The following is a 19,647-nucleotide window of genomic DNA, read 5'->3' on the forward strand; positions in this document are numbered from 1 at the left end:
GGAACCCGGCGCCGATCTGAGAGTTCGTTCCAAGGCCGTTCGGCTTAACCGGGCGCGAGCCCTGGGACTCGCGCAGGGGCGGTGGCGCCCTTCTCTCGAAGCGTCAAAGGGGATCAATGAGCAGTCCATCCAGCACTGTTACGGACAGTGCGCCCCGAGAGCTGTCCAGAATATCGACCGGCAGCGCCGGGCTGGACGACATCCTGGGTGGCGGCTTCGACGCCAACCGGATGTATCTCTACGAGGGGCAGCCCGGCACGGGCAAGACCACCATCGCGCTTCAGTTCCTGCTGAGGGGGGTGCGGGACGGAGAGCGCGTGCTCTATATTTCGCTGTCCGAAACCAAGCGCGAGCTGGACGTCGTGGCGCAGCGGCACGGCTGGACGCTGGACGGCATCGACATCTTCGAACTGGTTCCGCCGGAGACGACGCTCGATCCGGAGCGCGAGCTCACGGTGTTTCATCCCGCCGAAATGGAGCTGAGCGAGACGACCGGCCTGATCTTCAGGGAAGTCGAGCGGGTCAATCCCAACCGCGTCGTGCTCGACAGCCTGTCCGAACTGCGCCTGCTTGCCCAGAACCCGCTTCGTTACAGGCGCCAGGTGCTGGCCCTGAAACATTTTTTCACCAACCGCAATTGCACAGTGGTCCTGCTCGACGATCTTTCGTCATCTCAGGACGATTTGCAGCTCCATTCCATTGCGCACGGCGTGGTGATGCTCGAACAGGTCGCGATCGATTACGGCGCCGAGCGGCGCCGGCTCCGCGTGATCAAGATGCGCGGCATCCGGTTTCGCGGCGGGTTTCACGATTTCACGATCGAGCGAGGCGGCCTGCAGATATTCCCCCGCCTGGTGGCGGCCGAACATCACAAGACCTTCGTCGGCGACTTCACCCCGAGCGGCAACGCCGAGCTCGACCAGCTCCTGGGAGGCGGCCTCGAGCGCGGCACCAATGCGCTGCTCATCGGCGCCGCCGGCGTCGGCAAATCATCGGTTGCGCTCACCTACGCGATCGCGGCGGCCGAACGTGGCGAGCACGCGGTGTTCTTCGCGTTCGATGAAGGCCGCGGCACGGTCGAAGCGCGCGCCCGGACACTTGGCCTGCACCTGCAAGAACACGTCGATTCGGGGCTTGTCCGGTTTCAGCAGATCGATCCCGCCGAGCTGTCGCCGGGTGAGTTCGCCGCAAACGTGCGAAAGAGCGTCGAGGCCGACAATGCCCGTCTCGTCATCATCGACAGTCTGAACGGCTATCTGGCCGCGATGCCCGACGAGCGATTTCTCATCCTGCAGATGCACGAACTCTTGAGCTACCTGGGGCAGCAGGGTGTGCTGACCATCCTGGTCCTCGCCCAGCATGGCCTCGTCGGTCCGATGGATACGCCTCTCGACATCAGCTATCTCAGCGATTCCGTGGTCATGCTGCGCTATTTCGAGGTCGGCGGAACGGTGCGGCGCGCTCTGTCTGTCGTCAAGAAGCGCAGCGGCCGACACGAGCATACCATCCGGGAATTTCGGCTTAGCAGCGCCGGCATCACGCTCGGCCCGCCCCTGAGGGAGTTCAGCGGCATCTTTTCCGGCAATCCGCATTATACCGGGGCACCTAAGCCCGAAGGGTCGGTTGAATGAGCGTTGAGCGAGATCACCATGTTCTCGTCTTTGCTCCGATCGGGCGCGACGGACTTGCCTCCGTTGAGTTGTTTCGGAGTTCGCACCTGGAAGCGACCAGCTGCCGCAGTCTGCCCGAACTCGTCAGCGAGATGGCAGCCGGCGTCGGCGCCGTTTTCCTTGCCGAGGAAGCTCTGTTCGGGAAAGACACCTCGCCGCTGGCACAATGGATCGAGAGCCAGCCGCCCTGGTCCGACCTGCCCTTCGTCGTCCTGACCAGCCATCGCGAGCAGCCGGCCGTCCTCGCCTGGCGCCGCAGCATTGTCGCGCTTCTCCGTAACGTCTCGCTGCTCGAGCGGCCGGTTCAGCCAATGACGCTGACCAGCGCCGTTCAATCGGCACTGCGCGCGCGGCGGCGCCAATATGAAATCCGGGCCCTGTTTGCGGCGCGCGAACAGGCGGCTCAGGAGCTCGAGACGCTGGTGGTCGAGCGCACGCGGGCCCTTGCGGAAGCCGTCGAGCAACTGCGCGTCGAGATCGACGAGCGGGCCCGGGTCGAGGAGACGCTTCGGCAAGCCCAGAAGATCGAAGCCATCGGACAGCTGACCGGCGGGGTGGCGCACGACTTCAACAATCTGCTGATGGTGATCTCCGGCGGCCTCGACATGCTCGACCGTCAGACCGATCCAGACCGTCGCCGCCGGCTCATGGACGGGATGGTCCAGGCCGCCCAGCGCGGGGCCAGCCTGACCAGGCAGCTTCTCGCGTTCTCCCGCCGGCAGACGCTCCGGCCGGAGCCCGTCGATGTCGCCTCGCAGATGGGCGGCATGCGCGAACTGCTCGATCGAAGCCTGAGAGGCGACGTCCATGTCGAGTTCGATTTTCCGGACACGCTCTGGCCGGTGGAGGTCGATCCCGGCGAGCTCGAACTCGTGATCCTCAATCTCGCCGTCAACGCGCGCGACGCCATGCCCAATGGCGGCACGATCCTCGTGCGCGGGGAAAATCTGCCCGATCTGAATGACGAGCAGATCGCCGGGGACTATGTGCGCCTGTCCGTCGTCGATACCGGTGTCGGCATGAGTCCGGAGATCCTGTCACGCGTTTTCGAGCCGTTCTTCACGACCAAGGAGGTCGGCAAGGGCTCGGGGCTCGGGCTTGCCCAGGTTCATGGATTCGCGACGCAGTCGCGGGGGACGGTCCGCATTCGATCGGAAGTCGGCCGAGGCACCAGCATCGAACTCTATTTGCCGCGATCGCTCAGCATTCCTTCCAGGGAGCGACACCTGATCGATCTCAACGTGGTGCGGCCGAAGAAGAGCAATCACGGCCGAATCCTTCTGGTCGAGGACGATGACGAGGTTGCCGCGCTGGTGAGCGAGATGCTGGGCCAGCTCGGTTACGAGGTCACGCACGCGGCGAGTGGCGCGGCCGCGCTCGGTGCCCTGGCCGACGGCCGCGCCGTCGACCTCGTCTTTTCCGATATCATGATGCCCGGCGGCATGAATGGGGTCGAGCTGGCGCGGGAAATCAAGAGAAGGCGAAGCGACATCCCCGTGCTTCTGACCAGCGGATACTCCGAAGCCGCAGTTCAAGACGCCGAATTGGCGGGTCTGCAGATTCTGCCGAAACCCTACCATATCGACGAGCTGGCCGCGGCGCTCAGCGCGGCCAAGTCAGAACCCGGGCGCGACATGGAGTCCAAGCGGTCCAGCCGCTGCTAATGGCGTGCGGTGTCGCATCGCGAAAGCGATCGACGACCGGCCTCCAAAGCGGCTATCAGTCTCCATGGACCGCTTCAGCACCGACAGATTGACCGCCGAGAGGCTTCGCGAAGACCACCTCGACGACCTCGTCACGCTGCATCTCGATGCCGAGGTGTCCCGCTATCTCGGCGGCGTGCGTGCACCCGAGGTCACCAAGACCTATCTCGCGACCAACATGGCGCATTGGGACCAGCACGGTTTTGGGCTGTGGGTACTGCGAACGAAGGACGGCGCCTTCGCCGGGCGAGCGGGCATCCGGCACATCCTCGTGGACGACATCGACGAGATCGAGATTGCCTACGCATTCAAGCGCGAGTTCTGGGGCCGCGGATTTGCGAGCGAGGTCGCAATCGCGCTGACGGAAATTGGGCTGTCGCACCACGAACTGCCGTCTCTCATCGGCCTTGTCTATGTCAGCAACGGCGCATCCCGCCGCGTGCTGGAGAAGGCCAATTACATCCTCGAGAAGAGCACGACGCGTCATGGCAATGATGTCGTGATTTACCGCGCTCGGCGGTGAGATGCGTCTCGCAGGATGGGTAGAGCGAAGCGAAACCCATCCTTGCTTCCGGGCGCGTTGAAGCGTGATGGGTTTCGCTGTGCTCTCCCCGTCCTACGGGCTATCGCAAAGCCGCTTTAGGCTCCGCCGGTGCGGAGCCGGACAACCGATTGCGGCAACGAGGCGAGAAACAACACCGCGCAAACACACAGCAGGACGATGTCCTTGAACAGGAACTCGCCGGCCAGATTCCACGCCATCGGATCGGTTGACAGGCTCCATGTGACGACGCCCGGCGTCGTGAAGAAGAACGACCACGTGATCGCGAAGGTCATCATGCCCATGAACGAACCCAGCGCCGACAAGACCGGACTGAAGCTGCCGGCCACGAGCAGCGCCGCGATCACGAATTCGGCGACACCGAGAACATAGGCCTCTCCCCTCAGGCCGAATACCGACAGCCAGGAGATGAACGGGCTGTGGCTGATGAACTGGGCGATACCCTGTGCGGATTGCAGTGTGAATTTCTGCATTCCAAACGATACGAATATGACCACCATGACCCAGCGCAGAATGGCGAGCGGACGATAAGAGCCTCCACCATTCTCCGCGACGTTGAATCCCATCATGCGACGATTTCTCCCCGGATTGCGCATCCATCTGTTGGCGAACGAAGCGTCCGCTACGGGCTATTCGGAGGGGAGCGTCTGTCGTTACATCCGCGGCGGGGTTCCACGATCACAGCTGCGTGCAACGCGCGTGTTCGCGCCGCGGTCGAGACTCGCGCATTTCGGATCGACAGGCTCTAGCCGTCGCCGCAATTGCGGTGACAGTGCATTCAATTGATGCGCACGGGGTCCCCTGCTTCGAGTTAAGTGCACTGTCACCGGCTACCCGGGTGCCGGGCCGACAAGGCCTGACCGGCAGGTAAGGCCCGCAGATGACGAAAGCAGACAAGGCGGTTTATGCGGCCGTTGAGTTTTCTAGTCCTCGCGGCGAGCGAGAACTCTGTCAGCAGATCCGCACATTCACGGACAAATCAGTACGGGAGTTTTCGCCTGTGCCAGCACCTTGTTTGTCACGCTACCGATGAGAAGCATGGAGAGTCCGCTGCGGCCATGGGATGACATCACGATGAGATCGCAACCTTTATTCTCGGCTGCTGCGATGATGGCTTGATGGGGTTGCCCGTTCTCCACTTGAATCGGTTCGCAGGAAACGCCGGCCTCCTTGGCCGCATTTGCCGCGCGATCCAACGCGCTCGTGGCCTGTTCCTTGCGCAGCTCGGCATATGTTGCGACTGCTTCACGGAACCGCCCTGTCATTTCTGAAAACGGCTCCACAACGAAGATTAGAGATACCTTGGCTCCAAGGGATTTCGCCAGCGCCAACCCATGCGCCACGCCGTGCTCCGCTAGCTCCGACCCATCTGTCGGAATGAGAATATGCCGGTACATGCTTCACCTCCCGCCTGTCTGGACGTATCGCTGCCTTCCGAAGGTAAGCTGGGCCCGCGTTTCGGATACGGTCTTGAGATAGATCAATCTCTCGGCCCAGCTCGTAGGATGGATAGAGCGGAGCGAAACCCATCAACACGCCTGGATGGAACGATGGGTCTCGCTGCGCTCTACCCATCGTACAGGCCGCGAGCTACCGCTCGCCCGGCCACATCGCCATGGCCGCCTTCGCTACGCCTCTCAACTCCTCAGGCGTCGCGTCGTCCTTGGCCTGGATCGCCATGCCTTCGAAGACGCTGAGGTAGAACCGGCTCAGCGCATCGATGTCGGTTGCGGCAGGCAGTTCGCCGCTCGCGACCGCAGCCTCCAGCCGCCCGCGCAAATTGCCGAGCATGTCGAGCCGGGCCTTCTTGATCTCGCGGGCAATCGTTGCCGGCCATTCGTCGCTGACGGCGCCCAGCACGGCCATGCAGCCGGCCGGCGCTCTCCGGGATTTCGGCAGGGTCTCGGCCGCCCGGATCAGCAGATTCTCGATGCCGGCGCGCGCGGTCGCGCCTTCCGCAAGCCGGTCCCAGACCGGCTGGCCCTGGGTCTCGACGTAATGCTCGATCGCGGCAAGGTAGAGTGCCTCCTTGCTTTCGAAGGCCGCATAGAGGCTGGGCGAGCTGACGCCCATGGCGTCGCAGAGGTCATGCATGGAGGCTGCCGCAAAGCCCTTGCGCCAAAACAGCAGCATGGCGGCCTCCAACGCCGCGTCGCGATCAAATTCCCGTGGCCGACCTGCCATCGCCCGTCTTTCTGTAATGATCAACACATAATTCACTTGACCGCGGCAATCAAGACTCCACATATTCTGTGTCGATCATTACAGAATTGGAGAGATCACATGACACTGGCAGGAAAACGGGCCCTGGTGACGGGCGCAAGCAGGGGTATCGGTGCAGGCATTGCAAAAGCGCTGGCCGCGGAAGGCGCCGATGTCGCGATTACTTACGAGAAGTCTGCGGAGAGCGCCGCCAAGGTCGTGGACGCGATCAAGGCGACGGGCCGGAAAGCCGTAGCGATCCAGGCCGACAGCGCCGATGTCGCCGCCGTTCAGGCTTCGGTCGACAAGACCGTCAAGGAGCTGGGCGGGCTCGATATTCTCGTCAACAACGCCGGCATTCTGCGACTGGGCGGCCTCAACGACATCTCGCTCGCCGACATCGACGCGCTGCTGAACGTCAACGTGCGTTCGCCGATCGCCGCGAGCAAGGCCGCGCTGCCGCACCTTGGCAAGGGCGGCCGCATCATCACCATCGGCAGCTATTTTGCGGACCGCGTGCCCTCGCCGGCGCTCGGCGTGTACGCGGCGTCGAAGTCGGCGCTAACCGCATTCACCAAGGCGCTGGCGCGGGAGCTTGGCCCGAGGGACGTCACGGTCAACCTCGTGGCACCGGGCTCGATCGACACCGACATGAATCCGGCGCACGGCCCGACCGCGGAGACGCTGAAACAGTTCATGGCACTGGGCCGGTATGGTGCGACGGATGACATCGCGAATGCCGTGGCATTCCTGGCGAGCGCGAAGGCAAAATACATCACCGGCTCGACCTTGACCGTCGACGGCGGCGCGAATGCCTAGACATTCTGGCGCTTCGCGTTCGTCCAACAGGAGGTTGAGAAGCTGGCCATGACTGCGATCGAGCTTCCGCCGACGCGGAAAGGCGCGAGCTTCAAACGCGATGCCGCCAAGGCGAGGATCAAGTCGGCCAGGACGGCGATGGCAAAATAAGATGATGTTCGCGATCATCATGGCGGGCGGCCGATGCCTCGGCCGCCCCCGAGCGTTAGATGGAGCGTGTCGCGTGCTTCGTCTCTCGTCCAGCTTCGAGCATGACAGCACGACTGTCACTTTGGCTTGAACGTCAAAATGCCGTTTGCACTCATCGTTCGCACCCGTCATTGTTTCGCAACGCCGCCCAGATGTTGAGCGGGTTCCGGTGATCAAGCGGGAGGCCTTGCCATGCAAGACGTCGAGAAGCGTGTCATTGGCAAGGTTATGTGGCGGCTTATACCGTTCCTGATCGTCTGCTATTTCGTGGCCTATCTTGACCGCGTCAATGTCGGCTTTGCCAAGCTGCACATGAACCAGGCGCTGGGTTTAAGTGAAGCGGCGTTCGGACTGGGCGCGGGCTTGTTCTTCGTCGGGTATTTCCTGTTTGAAGTCCCCTCCAACATCTTCCTGGAACGAGTCGGCGCGCGCGTCTGGATCGCCCGCATCATGATTACGTGGGGGATCGTCTCGGCGGCCTTCGCATTCATCCCATCGATATCGGCAGCAACGGGAATACCGACGACGGGCGTCTTCTACTCTCTTCGGTTGCTGCTCGGCGCCTGCGAGGCGGGATTCTTTCCGGGCATCATCTTCTATCTGACCCTGTGGTTCCCGGCGGTTTACCGGGCTCGGGTCATCAGCCTGTTCATGCTGGCGATCCCGATTTCGTCCATCATCGGGTCGCCCATCTCCGGACTTCTGCTCGGCGTGACCGGTTGGGGATTGGAAGGCTGGCAGTGGCTGTTCATTCTCGAGGCGCTGCCGTCGGTCGTGGTAGGCATCTGCGTCCTGCTCTATCTGACCGATTTTCCGCGCCAGGCCCGCTGGCTGCAACAAGACGAGATTGCCTGGCTGGAAGACGTGCAGGCCACCGAGAAGCGAAACAAGGAGAAGGTCGAACACCTGTCATTGGGTCAGGCGCTCACCGATTACCGCATTTTGTTGTGCGCTCTGGTGTACTTCTGCCTGAATGCTGCAAGTTACGGCGTGGCGTTCTTCCTGCCGACCATCATCAAGGGTTTTGGCGTCAGCGATACCCAGACCGGCTTGCTCGCAGCGCTGCCCTTTATTTTCGGGGCCGCGGGCATGGTGCTGCTTGGTCGTCATTCCGATCGGACCATGGAACGAAAGGGTCACGTCGCCGCGGCACTGTTGATGGCAGCGGTGGGCATCGGAGTGGCAGGTCTCGTTTCCAACTCCGTCCTTGTCATGGCATTGCTTTGCTTCGCACAGATCGGCGTCTCCGCGGTCCCCCCGATGTTTTGGCCGCTGCCGGCGAGCTTTCTAACGGGAGCATCGGCTGCCGCCGGCATCGCCGCGATCAACTCGCTTGGAAATCTTTCCGGTTTCGCCGGTCCTTACGCAATGGGCTACCTGAAGGATTTAACCGGCAGTTTTACCGCAGGTCTTCTGTTGCTGGCGGGTTGCGCGCTGGTGGGCGCAGTCGTTGTCGTGCTGCTACGCATCGATGCAAGGCGCGAGCAAGTGTCCGGCGAAATCGCGATGGCGCACTAGACGCTGGTGATCATCGCTACCTGAAATAGCCGAGCACGAGATCGATATCCGCGCTGCCGGCAACCGTGCCGTTGAGCTCGGCGTCGATGACGCGGCGGCAGGCCGCTATCGCGGCGTGATCGCCGAGATCGTTGGCGGCTTCCAGCACGAGCCAGGCGGCGTCGACGGAAGCCTTCTCGGGAGCCGAACCGCCGGCATCGACGGGCGGGCTCTTGTTCTTGCGAATTGCGGTGCCGAATTGAGGCAACATGGCAAATACTCCCCTCTGGCTCAGTGCACCTGGAGTTCGGGCTGACGGCCCGTATCGGCACCCGCGCCGGTCTTGCGCGACTGGTAGAACTTCAGAATGCTGCGCGACGTCTCGATCTTGAGCTTGCCGAACTCGCGCTCGCTGTCATGAAGCTCGCGCGCCGTGATCAGATGATCCTTGGCGCCGAGGAACAGCAGCGACATGGTCGTGTCCCACGAGAAGTCGAGCGCCTTGCACAGCACCAGAAGTATCTCGCGATTGCGGTCCATCATCGCGCGCTCGATCACGTCGACCGGAAGCGACGACAACAGCGACAGACCGATCTGCACCTCGTCGAAACGGTGCTGGCGCGCATAGTTCGAGATCGAGTCCTGGTTGAGGTTGCCCTGGCGGTACTGCGTCGTCACCACGCGCTTGGCGACGAAATAGCTGCGCGAGGACGGACCGAACTTGGACTGCAGATCGCCGGTGACGTCGGTCACCGAGCTCTGGATCTGCGCCATCATCTCGGGCCGCTCGTGCTCGAGGCGGCGGCGGACGTCTTCCGACGCCTTGGAAATGAGCTGCTGGAAGATGTGGCGCGGCACGTCCTTGCGCAGGCCGAGCTGCTCGGCGAGGATCGAGTCGCCCTCCGCGCGCCGGACCATGTGCAGCAGGCCCGAGCCCGAGAAGCGCGCGCCCTCGTTCGTTGCGACGGAGGTCACGACCGCCTGGTCGCCGCGCTTGACCAGCACGTCGGTGACGGCTTCGCCGATCGACTTGCGCTGGGCGATCGCAAGCAGATGCGCCTGGCCCTTGGTCATGGCGCTCTGGACCAGCATCTTCTCGTCGATACGAGCGGAGTCGCGCAGCACGGGACCGGCCACGTCGATCTCGTCGTCGAGGGCGAGCTTTTCGATGACATTGAGCGGAGCGTGGTCGCAGGCCGACATCAGCTCGGAGAGCTGCGCCCGCGCGGCGACCTCGATCTCGTCGGCGAGCCGCCCGATGACCTCGCCGAACATGCTGATCTCGTCGTCGCTGTAGCGGCCGGTGATCAGGATGTCGGTCGCATGCCACAACGCCTTCGCCCGGCTCTCGTCGGTGCCGCGCGCGATCGCGTCGTCCAGATCCTGCAGAAGCGATTTCGCCCCGTTCATCTCGTTACCCCAGTTCTTGGTTAGCCATCCTGCTTGTGCTGGCAGGACGCCGAATTCCTCTGGGAACCGACACTAGAGATCAAACGCGAGAATCCAGTAAAGTCGGCAGATCAGTTTTGCCGAGCAAAATTCGTTAAAATGTGCGGGAATGGGTTTACCGGCGGGCAAGGGCCAGCGCTTGCCGAACAGGCTGCCGCGTTCACGGATTCGACGGCGTCAGCACCAGCGGTGGCTTCGGCTTGGGTTTTGCGGGCGGCGGGCCCGGCGCCGGCCTCACCTCGATCGGCGGCGGCAGCGGGGCGATCTGCTGGCTCGCGAGCGGCGGGCTTGTAAGTGGAGGACTTGGCGCTGCAGGGGCGGCCAGCGGCGCCTTCGGCGTCGGCGCGGCCTTTGGCTTCGGCGGCGCGCGGCGCGGATCGCGGCCGGGCAACGGCACGTCGGTCAGCGACGGCTCGGGCACCGGATCGGGCGAGACCAGCGTCGGCAGCGCCGCGGTCGCCGGCGGCGGCTCGCCGCGCTCGATCGCATCCAGCCGGCGCGTCTCGCGATCGATCGTGCGCACCGCGAGCCATGACGACAGCGGCGCGAGATCGACGGTGCGGTTGAGCCTGTCGGGGGGACCCGCCGCGAACAACTGGATCTCCGGCGGCGCGCCCGAAAGTCCGGTCATGATCGGCGTCAGGCTGGCGCGGATGTCGGCCTGGTCGGCGGGAATGTCGTAGCCGCCCGAGACAATGGCCCGCGCGTTCTTGGCCTCCAGCGGTGTCGCGCCGACGCGCAGGCGCCCGTCGCGGATCGTGAACGGGATCTGCGCCGAGGCGACCGCGATCGCACCAGCCGACAGCGCGGGCTCGACGAGCTGCCGCAGCCTGTTGTCGTCGGCGACCTGGCCGCCGTCGCTGGCGCGGATGGCGATCTCAAAGGCACGCGGATTGAGGCCGCTGATTTCCGCGGCCTCGAGCGTCACCGTGCCATTGCCGGCGAGCGCACCGGTCAACGCCGCAACGCTGCGGCCCTGGCTGGTCAGGGCCATCTGCACCGAGGCGCGTCCCTTGGGCAATGCGAGATCGCGGTAGCGCAGCGCCGCCGCATCGACATTGCGCAGCTCGATACGCGCGTTCAGCGCAACGCCATTGGCACCGTTGCGCGCGTCGAAGCTCGCCGACATCTCACCGCCGCCGACCCCGCCCTTGAGCGCGTCGAGCGCGAGCGACTGGCCGTCGCTACGGATCGTGCCGCCGACGGGGCGCAGCTCGATGCCGTCAGGCAAGGTGCCGCGTAAAGCCTGGAAGGCGATGCGGCCACGCCAACCGCCGAGCAGCCCCGCACTCAGGGGATCGCCGGCATCACGTCCGGCGGCGCCGATGGCCATTGCGAACGCCGGCGCAAGATCGAGCGCGTCGAGGCCGATTTCGCCATCGACGCTCTTCTCCTGATCGAGCGTCACCGCGAGATGCCCGCGCAGATGCGAGCCGGCCGCGCTGCTGTCGAGATCGTCGAAGGTCAGGCGGTTGCCGGAGAGGCCGACGCGCGAGGACAGGTTGACGCTCTGCACCGATCTGTCGGTTGGACTGGTCCCGAACAGCGGCGCCAGATTGGCATTGCGCACGCGCAAATTCACGCTGGCCTTCGGCTGGGACGAATTGGGGTCCGACAATTCGATGCTGCCTTGCGCATCCGCATCCAGCCCGCCGCCACTGAGCTTTGCGTTCAACTGCAACGGCCGGCGCCACGCGCCGCTCAACCGGCCTTCGAACTGCGAGGGGCCCTCGCCCGCGGCGGCGACGCGATCGAGGCCCAGCAGCGCCAGCAATGCGCCCGCCTTCGGCGTCGAAATTTTCGAGTCCAGCGTGAAGTCGCTGTTGCGCAAGCGGTCGATGTCGATGCCGTTGACCGCCGCGACCGGCGTCTGCCCGGCCAGCGTCGCGGTGGCCTTGAGCTGCGGCGCATCGAGATCGAGCACGGCGCGCGCGTCGTTGCGATCGGCATGGTCGGCGTTCTTGTCGAGGCTGAGGTCGAGCTTCAACCGCGTCGCACCGGGCAATGACGGGATGGCGTCGAACCGTGCGCGCACCGAAGGCGCAATCGGCTCGAGCAGGGCGGTGAGCTCACGCAGCGAATTGGCCGAGGATTTCAGCGCGAGCTTGCCGGTGGCGTGAACGCGGTCGAAGCTGCCGCTCGCTTCGGTGGTCACGCCGCTCGCCTGACCAAACCGCAACTGTTCCAGCGACAGCGCCGCCGGGCCGTAGCCGAGTTTTGCCGTGAACGGCCGCAGCTCCTGTCCGGCCGACATCGCGCGGCCGACATCGAGCGCGAGCCTGGCTTCCTCCGGCCATTCGCCCTGCGGCCCCGCGAGCGCGCGCACGAAGCTTGCGGCGGCATCGAGGTCGAGACGGTCGGCCTTGAGCTCGGCGTCGATCCGCGAGCCCTTGCTCGCGCCGGTCTGGACGAAGGCGATGCGGCCCTCCACCGCGCCGCCCTCGATCTCGGCCTTCAACCTGTCGACGGCGAGATGGTTGGCGGCGATGGTCACGTCGCCAGCAAGGCGCAGCGGCCGCGTGCTGCGGCGGTTGATCTCGCTGCGACCCTGGAGCCACGCCACCAGCGTATCGGGATCGGACGACTCGACGCTGAGACGGCCGCTAAAACTGTCGGCGCCGGGCGTTGCGCCGTTGAGCGAGAGCTGCGTCATGCCGGGTGCGCGCAGCTCGAGCCGCTGGAAAGTCCAGGACCTTCCGTCGGTCTGAAGCTCCGCCGTGATGTTCTGGAGCGGACGCCCGCCCAGCATGATCTGGTCGGAGTTGAACTCGATCTGCGCCGGCATCGGCGCCTGTGGGATCGCCGCAAGGCCCGCGCGCAGCGCCGGCAGGACGCGCTGCGGCTCGGCATCGTCCTTGCCCGCCAGCTTGTCGGCATCGACCTGGCGCGCCGACAGCACCGCGCGCAGCAGCGGCGAGGCGCCGAACCTGACATCGCCGACACCGCCAAACTTGAGCGCATTGTCCTCGGCGCCGAAGCTCGCATCGATCTGATCGAATTTGGCGCCGGCCGGATCGGCCTTGAGCTTTGCCGTGAGCTTCCAGGGTGTCGGCCCCGCCGTGCCCGCCTTCTTGACCGGGGGCACGGCGAGCGTCAGCGCGCCGTCAAATTTCGGCAGGCGGTTGTCGAAGGCGAGCACGCCTTCGAGATCGGCCAAGATCGCACGCTCGCCGGGATCGATGTTGAGGTGGAGACGGGTGGCGCTGCCGTCGGCGCTCGGCCCGGAGGAGACGCGGAACGGATAGCGCACCCCAGTGGCGGTGAAACTGCCGTCGCCGCGGACCGAGCCGGCCAGCGAGCGCACGTCGCCGGAAAAGGTGATGTCGTTCAATTCCAGCGTCGAGCGGCTGGCGGCATCGTGCAGGGCGATGCGGCCGGTGAGGTTCAGGCGTTCGATCGCAAGCGAGGCCAGATTGAAGGTGCCGCTCGCGGTGGACGGCAAATCGACCCGCCCCTTGGCATCCAGGCCGAGATCCACCGCCATGCCGTTGACGGTCAGCTCGGTGGCGCGCCATTCGCCGCGCATCAGCGAGCTCAGGCTGAACTCGACGTCGAGCTTGTCGGCGCGCAGGCGGCCGAGATCGTTGTTGCCGCCGAAGGTCACCGAGCGCAGCCGCAGCGTCGGCGCCGGCAGCAGCCGCGCATCCAGCTCGCCCGCCACCCGCACCGGCACGCCCATGATCGTGCCCGCCTCCGCCTCGAACTGGGGCCTGAACTGGTTCCAGTCGATGAAGTAAGGCCCGATCAGCGCGGTCAGCAGCGCAATGATGAAGGCAATCGCCAATCCGAGCAGCGTCGTCTGCACGGGTCTCCCCTCGGCCAAACCGGCCCGGGCCAAACCTGAGGGCCTCAGGCGCGCCGGAACAGCCCCTTATATAAAGGGAAGTGTGGCGAAGTCACAGCGACTGTTGCGCGCGGAGGTTAACGCCGCCGGCCATCACCAGCTTGCCGGCAGGCGTTTCAGGCCGCGCAGCACGAAGGTCGGCCGCCATTCCGGGTTCTCGACGTCGTCGATGCGCAGATCCGGCAGCCGCCGCAACAGCGTCGCGATGGCGATTTCGGCCTCGATGCGCGCCAATTGGGCGCCCAGGCAGAAATGGATGCCGCCGCCGAACGACAGCGGCTTGACGTTGGGCCGGGTGACGTCGAGCTGGTCGGGGCGATCAGGGTAGACCGCCGGATCGCGGTTGGCCGAGCCGAGCAGGCACAGCACGGTCTCACCCTTCGGGATACTCTTGCCGCCGAGATCCGCAATGTCCTCCAGCGCCACGCGCCCGGTCATCTGCACCGAGGAATCGTAGCGCAAGAATTCCTCGATCGCGTTGACCATCAACTCGGGCCGCGCCTTCAGGAGCGCGAGCTGATCCGGATTGCGGTGCAGCGCGAGCAGGCCGTTTCCGATCAGATTGACGGTGGTCTCGTGGCCGGCGCCGAACAGCAGGATGATGTTGGCGGTCAATTCCTCGTTGGTGAGCTTGTGGCCGTCTTCCTCGGCCTGCACCAGCTGGGTGGTGAGATCGTCGCCGGGATTGCGGCGGCGCAGCTCGAACAGCTGCTGGAAATACATCTGCGCCATCCGGTTGCCGGCGTTGCCCTTCGCGATCTCCTCCGGCGTCAGCGGCACGGGGTCGAGCAGCCGCCCGCCATCGCGCGAGCTGTTGTAGAAGGTCTCGCGATGATCCTCGGGGATTCCGAGCATGTCGCAGATGATGGTGACAGGCAGGCGGAAGGCGAAATCCTCGATCAGGTCCATGTGGCCGCGCTCGATCACGGCATCGATGGCCTGGTCGACGATCTCCTGGATCCGCGGCCGCATGTCCTCGACGCGGCGGGCGGTGAAGGCTTTCACGACGAGGCCGCGCAGGCGGGTGTGGTCGGGCGGATCGGATTGCAGCATCCAGTGGCTCATGCTGCGGAATACCGGCTCGTCCATGATGGCAGGGCTGTAGCGGCGCTTGGAGCGCTCGACAAAGTCCTTGCCGAAGCGCTTGTCGCGCATCACCAAGCTGACGTCGGCGTGGCGGCTGGCGACGAACTGGCCGAAAGGCGTCACATGGATCGGCTCGATCGTGCGCAGCCGGTCGTAATGCGGATAGGGATCGCGGATGAAGTCCGGCGACAGCGGATTGAACAGCGGTCCGCCTGCGGGTTGCACTTGCTCGTTCATGGTGACCTCAATCGGTTGCCGCATGACACGAATACGCCGGCAGTCCCCTTGCGCGCGGCGTAACCATCCCCAGGATTATAAACTCGATACATTGTTGTATCGAGTTGCATTCTGCCCTAACCTGCGCCGATGTCAAGGCTGAGAACCAGGCCGACCAGGGACGACACGCGCGACAAACTGTTCGAGGCAGCCGCGCGCGTGTTCGAGGCGGACGGCATCGGCGGCGCCAGCATCGAGGCGATCGCGGCCGCCGCGGGCTTCACCCGCGGCGCATTCTATTCCAACTTCAAGAGCAAAGACGAATTGATCATCGCCATGCTCGAGGATCATGTCGAGCAGTCGATCCGGCGCAACCTCGACATCCTCGCGCAGCACGACAATCTCGACGATTTCATCGCGGCGCTGAAGACGATGGATCGCAGCCGGCAAGACCCGCTCGGCCGCTCGCCCCTCCTGCACATGGAGATGATCCTGTTCGTCGCGCGCGCCGAGAAACGCCGCCCGGAGCTTGCCAAGCGGCTGCGCGCGCGGCGCAAGCTGGTGGCCGACATCGTCGAGGCCACGTTGAAGAGCAACGGCAGGAACGATACGCTGAATCCGCCGTGGATGGCCTCCGTCGTGCTGGCGCTGGAAGACGGCTTTCGCCTGCACCGCCTGATCGATCCGGAGACGACGCCGGCCGACAGTTTTCTGCGCGCGATCACGGATTTAAGGCGCAGGACCGGATTGTCGTCGAACTAGCCTGGATCGCCGATATCAGGCCCACGACCGGACCGTCATCCGACCGGCGTTGAATTCTCCGACAACTCCCCGCCCGCCCCAATCGTGCGTTTTTGAAAACGTGCGCCTGCTTGCAGCAGGATCGGACAAGGCATGGCCGCTTCGGGAAATACGCCGGGCCTCCGCGCCGCTGACCGGCTAGGCGCCGGGCGATTGGCGCAGGCGCGTGGGTTAGCAGCAATCTCTCGACAGGGACGGCAATCGCTCTGGCGCAGTCGACGATCCGGTTGGCTAAACATCGCAACGTCACATCATGGGGACGGAGACAAACGATGGACAGGAAACGGCTTGCAATCGCGCCACGGCGGAAGGCCGTCTCGACGGCGCTCATGTACGGGCTTTCACTGACCGTGCGTTTCACCTCGCCGACGGCCGATGAGGCGCCGCCACAGATCGCACAAGACGCCAAGGTCTCGACGTCGATCCTGATCGATCGGGGCTGGACCAACAAACCTGCGCTGCCGGTCGCCCTGCGCGGCTGGCCATCGGGCCCGCGAAGTTGCCGCGCTGGATGTGAAGGCCCTGCGCTGCTGTCCTCGCTGCCGAACTGCACCGCGCCGTAAGGGCCCGGCGGTCTCCGTCTCACCTCTTCGCGTCATCATCGCTCGCAACAGGCACTGCTCGCATCGAGCGGCGGCGACGGCGCGCGTTTCGAACCAACAACCCCAGAACCAAATCCAGGAGTGAACCACATGCGACTGCTCATCATTGGCGCCGGCTTCGCCGGCATGTACGCCGCCCTCTCCGCCGCCCGCCTGCGCGACATTCAGGGCGTCTCGCCGGAAGAGCTCGAGATCGCGCTGATCGCACCCGAGCCGACGCTGGTGGTCCGCCCTCGGCTCTATGAGCCGAATCCGGAAACCCTGACGGCGCCGTTGCTCGATGTCCTCAAGGCGATCGACGTCGATTACATCCAGGGGAGCGCTGAGACTGTCAACACCGAGGCGCTGACGGTGCAGATCTCGACTCCCAAAGGCACCCGCAAGACCCTGTCCTACGACCGCCTGGTGATCGCTACCGGCAGCCGCCTCTTCCGACCCAACATTCCCGGCCTTGCCGAGCACGGCTTCAGCGTCGACTCGCTCGACGATGCGGTTGCCCTCGACAAGCATCTGCATGGCCTCGCCGACCGGCCGGCCGTCAATGGACGTGACACGGTCGTGGTCGCCGGCGGCGGCTTCACCGGCATCGAGGCGGCGACCGAGCTGCCCGCGCGCCTGCGCGCCATCTTCGGCCAAAACGCCAGAACGCGCGTGATCATCGTCGAGCGTAACGGCGCAATCGCTCCCGACATGGGCGAAGGCTCCCGCCCGGTCATCGAGCAAGCGCTGCGCAAGCTCGGCGTGGAGACAAGGCTCGGCACCGGCGTTGCCTCGCTCGACAAATCCGGCGTGACGCTGTCGACCGGCGAACACATCGAAACCGAGACGGTGGTCTGGGCAGCCGGTATTCGCGCCGCGCCCCTGACAGCGCAGATTCCCGCCGAGCGCGACAATTTCGGCCGGCTGCTGGTGGACCGCGATCTGCGCGTGCCCGGCATCGCGGGCGTCTTCGCCACCGGCGATGCCGCGCGGGCCGCATGCGACGACGAGGGCAATTACGCGCTGATGTCGTGCCAGCACGCCACGCGGATGGGCGCGTTTGCCGGCAACAATGCGGCAGCCGAACTCCTGCGCGTCCCGACCAGGCCGTATCACCAGAAGGCCTACGTCACCTGCCTCGATCTCGGCGAAGCCGGCGCGCTGTTCACGCGCGGCTGGGAGCGCAAGGTCGAGATGGTCGGCGACGTCGCCAAGAAGACCAAGCAGGAGATCAACACGGTCTGGATCTACCCGCCCCGCGCCGAGCGTGCCGCAGCGCTCGCGTCGGCCGATCCGGAGCGTGTGACGAGCCTCTAGAAGCACGAAACGATCACGGCCGCACCTCCCTGGCTGCGCGGCCTGCTCAACCAAGTCCAGCCGGGAGCCCTACCTTGAAACAGGAGACCAACATGAACCTGCACAACACCTCATACCCCGCGACATCGAAGCCGGAAGAGCTCGTTCCGTCGCGCTACGCGCTGAAGGTCGGCGAGATCGACGTGCTGGTGGTCAGCGACGGCGTGCTGCCGCTGCCAACCACGATGCTGGCGCACAATGCCGACCCGGCCGTCCGGGCGACCTGGCTGCACGACATGTTCCTGCCGCAGGACGCTTTCGACTGGGCGTTGAATGTGGTCGTGGTGCGCAGCGGGGACAAGACCATCTTGATCGACGCCGGACTGGGGTCCGACCCGGATCTGCACTTGCCGCGCGCCGGCCAGTTGATCAGGCGACTGGAAGCAGCCGGCATCGACCTTTCGTCCGTGACCGATCTGGTGCTGACTCACTTGCACATGGATCATTGGGGGACTGCTCGTCGATGGGGTGAAGGAGCGGCTGCGCAAAGACCTGCGGATCCACGTGGCGGCCGCCGAGGTCAAATTCTGGGAGGCGCCCGATTTCTCCCACACCGCCATGCCGCCGGGCTTTCCGGACGCGCTTCGGGCGACCGCCAAACGGTTCGTCAAGGAGTACGGAAGTCAGTTGCGGCAGTTCGACGAGCAGCACGAGGTTGCGCCGGGCGTCGTCGTTCGTCGCACCGGCGGTCACACCCCCGGACACAGCGTGGTTCGCGTGGCATCCGGCGGCGACGGGCTGACGTTCGCCGGCGACGCCGTGTTTGCCGTCGGATTCGATCAACCCGACTGGCACAACGGTTTCGAACACGACCCCGAGGAGGCGGCGCGCGTTCGGGTCGGTCTGTTGCGAGAGATTGCCGCGAGCGGCGAGATGCTGGTGGCGACCCACATGCCGTTCCCGTCCGTCGGCCATGTGGCGGTCGCCGGCGACGCCTTTCGCTGGGTGCCGGTGTTCTGGGATTACTGATCGCTCGCTGAGCCAACGTGAGACCAGGGCGCGCATTCATGGCGGGCCCTGGTTTCGATGCGGCGAACCGAGTCAGCGCGGCGCGCCGCCGATATCAGATCCGATCGTTGATCAGGACGCCGGACAACGACGGATCGTTCGCATTGGTCGTATCGCCTGCTTTCGTCGCGCTATAGGTCGAGTCCGCAAGCGAGCTTTTCAGCTGCTGGAGAAACTGTTGCAGCAGCTCCGCCGTCGAATTGCCGCTTGACGAGTCGTCCGGAGGCTCGCCGGATGGCGGTGGCCCGTCCGGCGGCGGTCCACCCGCTCCGTGCGGTCCATGCGAGAGCGCCGCCTTGAAAATTCCTTGCAGCTCGGTGGCCTGCTCGTCCGTCAGCTTGCCGGCCGACACTTGCTGCTGGATGAGGCCATTAATCTTCGACGCGAAGGCGTCGGGCGAAGATGTCCCGCCGCCGGATTGATCGCTTGCGCCGGTTGACTGCAACGCGGAGCCGATGCTGCTGAGCGCGGCCGACAGCGCCGACTGATCGGACGCATCGATCGCGCCGGAACCGACTTCCGTTTGCAGTTCGTCTTGCAGCAGTTGCAACGGTGATGAGCGGTGGTGATGGGAGGAGAGCGCAGAAATCGAGGTCATGGTGGCTTTCCGTGCTTTTGGCGGACCCGAGGTGACGTTGCCCCGAGTCCCATCCAGTCCTGAGTT

The 19,647-nt window shown here is 64.9% G+C and carries 16 protein-coding genes and 1 pseudogene; 9 read left to right on the top strand and 8 right to left on the bottom strand.

Going from position 1 to position 19,647, the window contains the following annotated elements; translation table 11 throughout:
- Nucleotides 1–116 precede the first annotated feature (116 nt).
- From J4G43_RS38690 to J4G43_RS38700, 3 genes are all read left to right on the top strand, one after another.
- Nucleotides 117–1,631, top strand: coding sequence for an ATPase domain-containing protein (locus J4G43_RS38690; protein WP_063981606.1), 1,515 nt, complete (start codon nucleotides 117–119; stop codon nucleotides 1,629–1,631).
- The gene (locus J4G43_RS38695) at nucleotides 1,628–3,334 is read left to right on the top strand and encodes an ATP-binding protein (RefSeq protein WP_208088137.1); all 1,707 of its coding nucleotides are present in this window, start codon (nucleotides 1,628–1,630) and stop codon (nucleotides 3,332–3,334) included. The genes J4G43_RS38690 and J4G43_RS38695 overlap by 4 nt, the downstream gene beginning before the upstream one ends.
- A gap of 64 nt (nucleotides 3,335–3,398) precedes the next feature.
- Nucleotides 3,399–3,896 (top strand): GNAT family N-acetyltransferase, encoded by a 498-nt coding sequence (locus J4G43_RS38700; protein WP_208088138.1) that lies wholly within the window; start codon nucleotides 3,399–3,401, stop codon nucleotides 3,894–3,896.
- A 116-nt stretch (nucleotides 3,897–4,012) separates the two neighbouring features.
- Here the strand turns inward: J4G43_RS38700 and J4G43_RS38705 are convergent, their stop codons facing one another.
- The 3 genes from J4G43_RS38705 to J4G43_RS38715 all read right to left on the bottom strand — a co-directional run bounded on the left by J4G43_RS38705 (nucleotide 4,013) and on the right by J4G43_RS38715 (nucleotide 6,068).
- Nucleotides 4,013–4,504: a YkgB family protein gene (locus J4G43_RS38705; RefSeq protein ID WP_208088139.1), complete on the bottom strand. Its 492-nt coding sequence runs from the start codon at nucleotides 4,502–4,504 to the stop codon at nucleotides 4,013–4,015.
- A 399-nt stretch (nucleotides 4,505–4,903) separates the two neighbouring features.
- Complete coding sequence (locus tag J4G43_RS38710; protein WP_063981602.1) at nucleotides 4,904–5,332, bottom strand: universal stress protein; 429 nt, start codon at nucleotides 5,330–5,332, stop codon at nucleotides 4,904–4,906.
- A gap of 193 nt (nucleotides 5,333–5,525) precedes the next feature.
- Nucleotides 5,526–6,068, bottom strand: a complete 543-nt coding sequence (locus J4G43_RS38715; protein ID WP_249814689.1) for a TetR/AcrR family transcriptional regulator — start codon at nucleotides 6,066–6,068, stop codon at nucleotides 5,526–5,528.
- Between the two features lie 150 nt (nucleotides 6,069–6,218).
- Between J4G43_RS38715 and J4G43_RS38720 the strand changes: the two genes are divergently transcribed.
- Both J4G43_RS38720 and J4G43_RS38725 read left to right on the top strand, forming a co-directional pair.
- On the top strand, nucleotides 6,219–6,956 hold the full coding sequence (locus tag J4G43_RS38720; protein WP_208088141.1) for a 3-oxoacyl-ACP reductase family protein: 738 nt from the start codon (nucleotides 6,219–6,221) through the stop codon (nucleotides 6,954–6,956).
- A gap of 381 nt (nucleotides 6,957–7,337) precedes the next feature.
- Entirely contained in the window at nucleotides 7,338–8,663 is a 1,326-nt protein-coding gene (locus J4G43_RS38725; RefSeq protein ID WP_063981599.1) for an MFS transporter, read from the top strand.
- Nucleotides 8,664–8,679: 16 nt separating this feature from the next.
- On the opposite strand, the gene J4G43_RS38730 is transcribed toward J4G43_RS38725, so the two are convergent.
- The 4 genes from J4G43_RS38730 to J4G43_RS38745 form a co-directional block, all read right to left on the bottom strand.
- Complete coding sequence (locus J4G43_RS38730) at nucleotides 8,680–8,913, bottom strand: hypothetical protein (protein WP_208088142.1); 234 nt, start codon at nucleotides 8,911–8,913, stop codon at nucleotides 8,680–8,682.
- Nucleotides 8,914–8,933: 20 nt separating this feature from the next.
- Nucleotides 8,934–10,052 (bottom strand): DUF2336 domain-containing protein, encoded by a 1,119-nt coding sequence (locus tag J4G43_RS38735; RefSeq protein ID WP_208088143.1) that lies wholly within the window; start codon nucleotides 10,050–10,052, stop codon nucleotides 8,934–8,936.
- A 199-nt stretch (nucleotides 10,053–10,251) separates the two neighbouring features.
- Nucleotides 10,252–13,896 (bottom strand): AsmA family protein, encoded by a 3,645-nt coding sequence (locus J4G43_RS38740; RefSeq protein ID WP_208088144.1) that lies wholly within the window; start codon nucleotides 13,894–13,896, stop codon nucleotides 10,252–10,254.
- A 132-nt stretch (nucleotides 13,897–14,028) separates the two neighbouring features.
- Nucleotides 14,029–15,258, bottom strand: coding sequence for a cytochrome P450 (locus tag J4G43_RS38745; protein ID WP_208088145.1), 1,230 nt, complete (start codon nucleotides 15,256–15,258; stop codon nucleotides 14,029–14,031).
- A 129-nt stretch (nucleotides 15,259–15,387) separates the two neighbouring features.
- On the opposite strand from J4G43_RS38745, the gene J4G43_RS38750 reads away from it, so the two are divergent.
- The 4 genes and pseudogenes from J4G43_RS38750 (at nucleotide 15,388) to J4G43_RS38765 (ending at nucleotide 18,944) form a co-directional block, all read left to right on the top strand.
- Nucleotides 15,388–15,999 carry a TetR/AcrR family transcriptional regulator gene (locus tag J4G43_RS38750; RefSeq protein WP_166101723.1) on the top strand — a complete coding sequence of 204 codons (612 nt, stop codon included), beginning with the start codon at nucleotides 15,388–15,390 and terminating at the stop codon, nucleotides 15,997–15,999.
- Nucleotides 16,000–16,310: 311 nt separating this feature from the next.
- Nucleotides 16,311–16,601: a hypothetical protein gene (locus tag J4G43_RS38755; RefSeq protein ID WP_071910478.1), complete on the top strand. Its 291-nt coding sequence runs from the start codon at nucleotides 16,311–16,313 to the stop codon at nucleotides 16,599–16,601.
- A 129-nt stretch (nucleotides 16,602–16,730) separates the two neighbouring features.
- Nucleotides 16,731–17,936: an NAD(P)/FAD-dependent oxidoreductase gene (locus J4G43_RS38760; protein WP_208088146.1), complete on the top strand. Its 1,206-nt coding sequence runs from the start codon at nucleotides 16,731–16,733 to the stop codon at nucleotides 17,934–17,936.
- Nucleotides 17,937–18,028: 92 nt separating this feature from the next.
- Nucleotides 18,029–18,944 (top strand): annotated as a pseudogene (locus tag J4G43_RS38765) (MBL fold metallo-hydrolase).
- 94 nt (nucleotides 18,945–19,038) lie between these two features.
- On the opposite strand, the gene J4G43_RS38770 reads toward J4G43_RS38765, so the two are convergent.
- Entirely contained in the window at nucleotides 19,039–19,581 is a 543-nt protein-coding gene (locus J4G43_RS38770; protein WP_208088147.1) for a hypothetical protein, read from the bottom strand.
- Nucleotides 19,582–19,647: the final 66 nt, after the last annotated feature.

The organism is Bradyrhizobium barranii subsp. barranii, from assembly GCF_017565645.3.
Taxonomy (GTDB): domain Bacteria; phylum Pseudomonadota; class Alphaproteobacteria; order Rhizobiales; family Xanthobacteraceae; genus Bradyrhizobium; species Bradyrhizobium barranii.

Bases quoted from the DNA above. Each gene is read 5' to 3' on its own strand.
- J4G43_RS38715 (WP_249814689.1), bottom strand. From the start codon at position 6,068: ATGCTGCTGTTTTGGCGCAAGGGCTTTGCGGCAGCCTCCATGCATGAC.
- J4G43_RS38710 (WP_063981602.1), bottom strand. From the start codon at position 5,332: ATGTACCGGCATATTCTCATTCCGACAGATGGGTCGGAGCTAGCGGAG.
- J4G43_RS38755 (WP_071910478.1), top strand. From the start codon at position 16,311: ATGGACAGGAAACGGCTTGCAATCGCGCCACGGCGGAAGGCCGTCTCG.
- J4G43_RS38760 (WP_208088146.1), top strand. From the start codon at position 16,731: ATGCGACTGCTCATCATTGGCGCCGGCTTCGCCGGCATGTACGCCGCC.
- J4G43_RS38705 (WP_208088139.1), bottom strand. From the start codon at position 4,504: ATGATGGGATTCAACGTCGCGGAGAATGGTGGAGGCTCTTATCGTCCG.
- J4G43_RS38700 (WP_208088138.1), top strand. From the start codon at position 3,399: ATGGACCGCTTCAGCACCGACAGATTGACCGCCGAGAGGCTTCGCGAA.
- J4G43_RS38695 (WP_208088137.1), top strand. From the start codon at position 1,628: ATGAGCGTTGAGCGAGATCACCATGTTCTCGTCTTTGCTCCGATCGGG.
- J4G43_RS38735 (WP_208088143.1), bottom strand. From the start codon at position 10,052: ATGAACGGGGCGAAATCGCTTCTGCAGGATCTGGACGACGCGATCGCG.
- J4G43_RS38725 (WP_063981599.1), top strand. From the start codon at position 7,338: ATGCAAGACGTCGAGAAGCGTGTCATTGGCAAGGTTATGTGGCGGCTT.
- J4G43_RS38730 (WP_208088142.1), bottom strand. From the start codon at position 8,913: ATGTTGCCTCAATTCGGCACCGCAATTCGCAAGAACAAGAGCCCGCCC.
- J4G43_RS38750 (WP_166101723.1), top strand. From the start codon at position 15,388: ATGTCAAGGCTGAGAACCAGGCCGACCAGGGACGACACGCGCGACAAA.
- J4G43_RS38690 (WP_063981606.1), top strand. From the start codon at position 117: ATGAGCAGTCCATCCAGCACTGTTACGGACAGTGCGCCCCGAGAGCTG.
- J4G43_RS38770 (WP_208088147.1), bottom strand. From the start codon at position 19,581: ATGACCTCGATTTCTGCGCTCTCCTCCCATCACCACCGCTCATCACCG.
- J4G43_RS38745 (WP_208088145.1), bottom strand. From the start codon at position 15,258: ATGAACGAGCAAGTGCAACCCGCAGGCGGACCGCTGTTCAATCCGCTG.
- J4G43_RS38720 (WP_208088141.1), top strand. From the start codon at position 6,219: ATGACACTGGCAGGAAAACGGGCCCTGGTGACGGGCGCAAGCAGGGGT.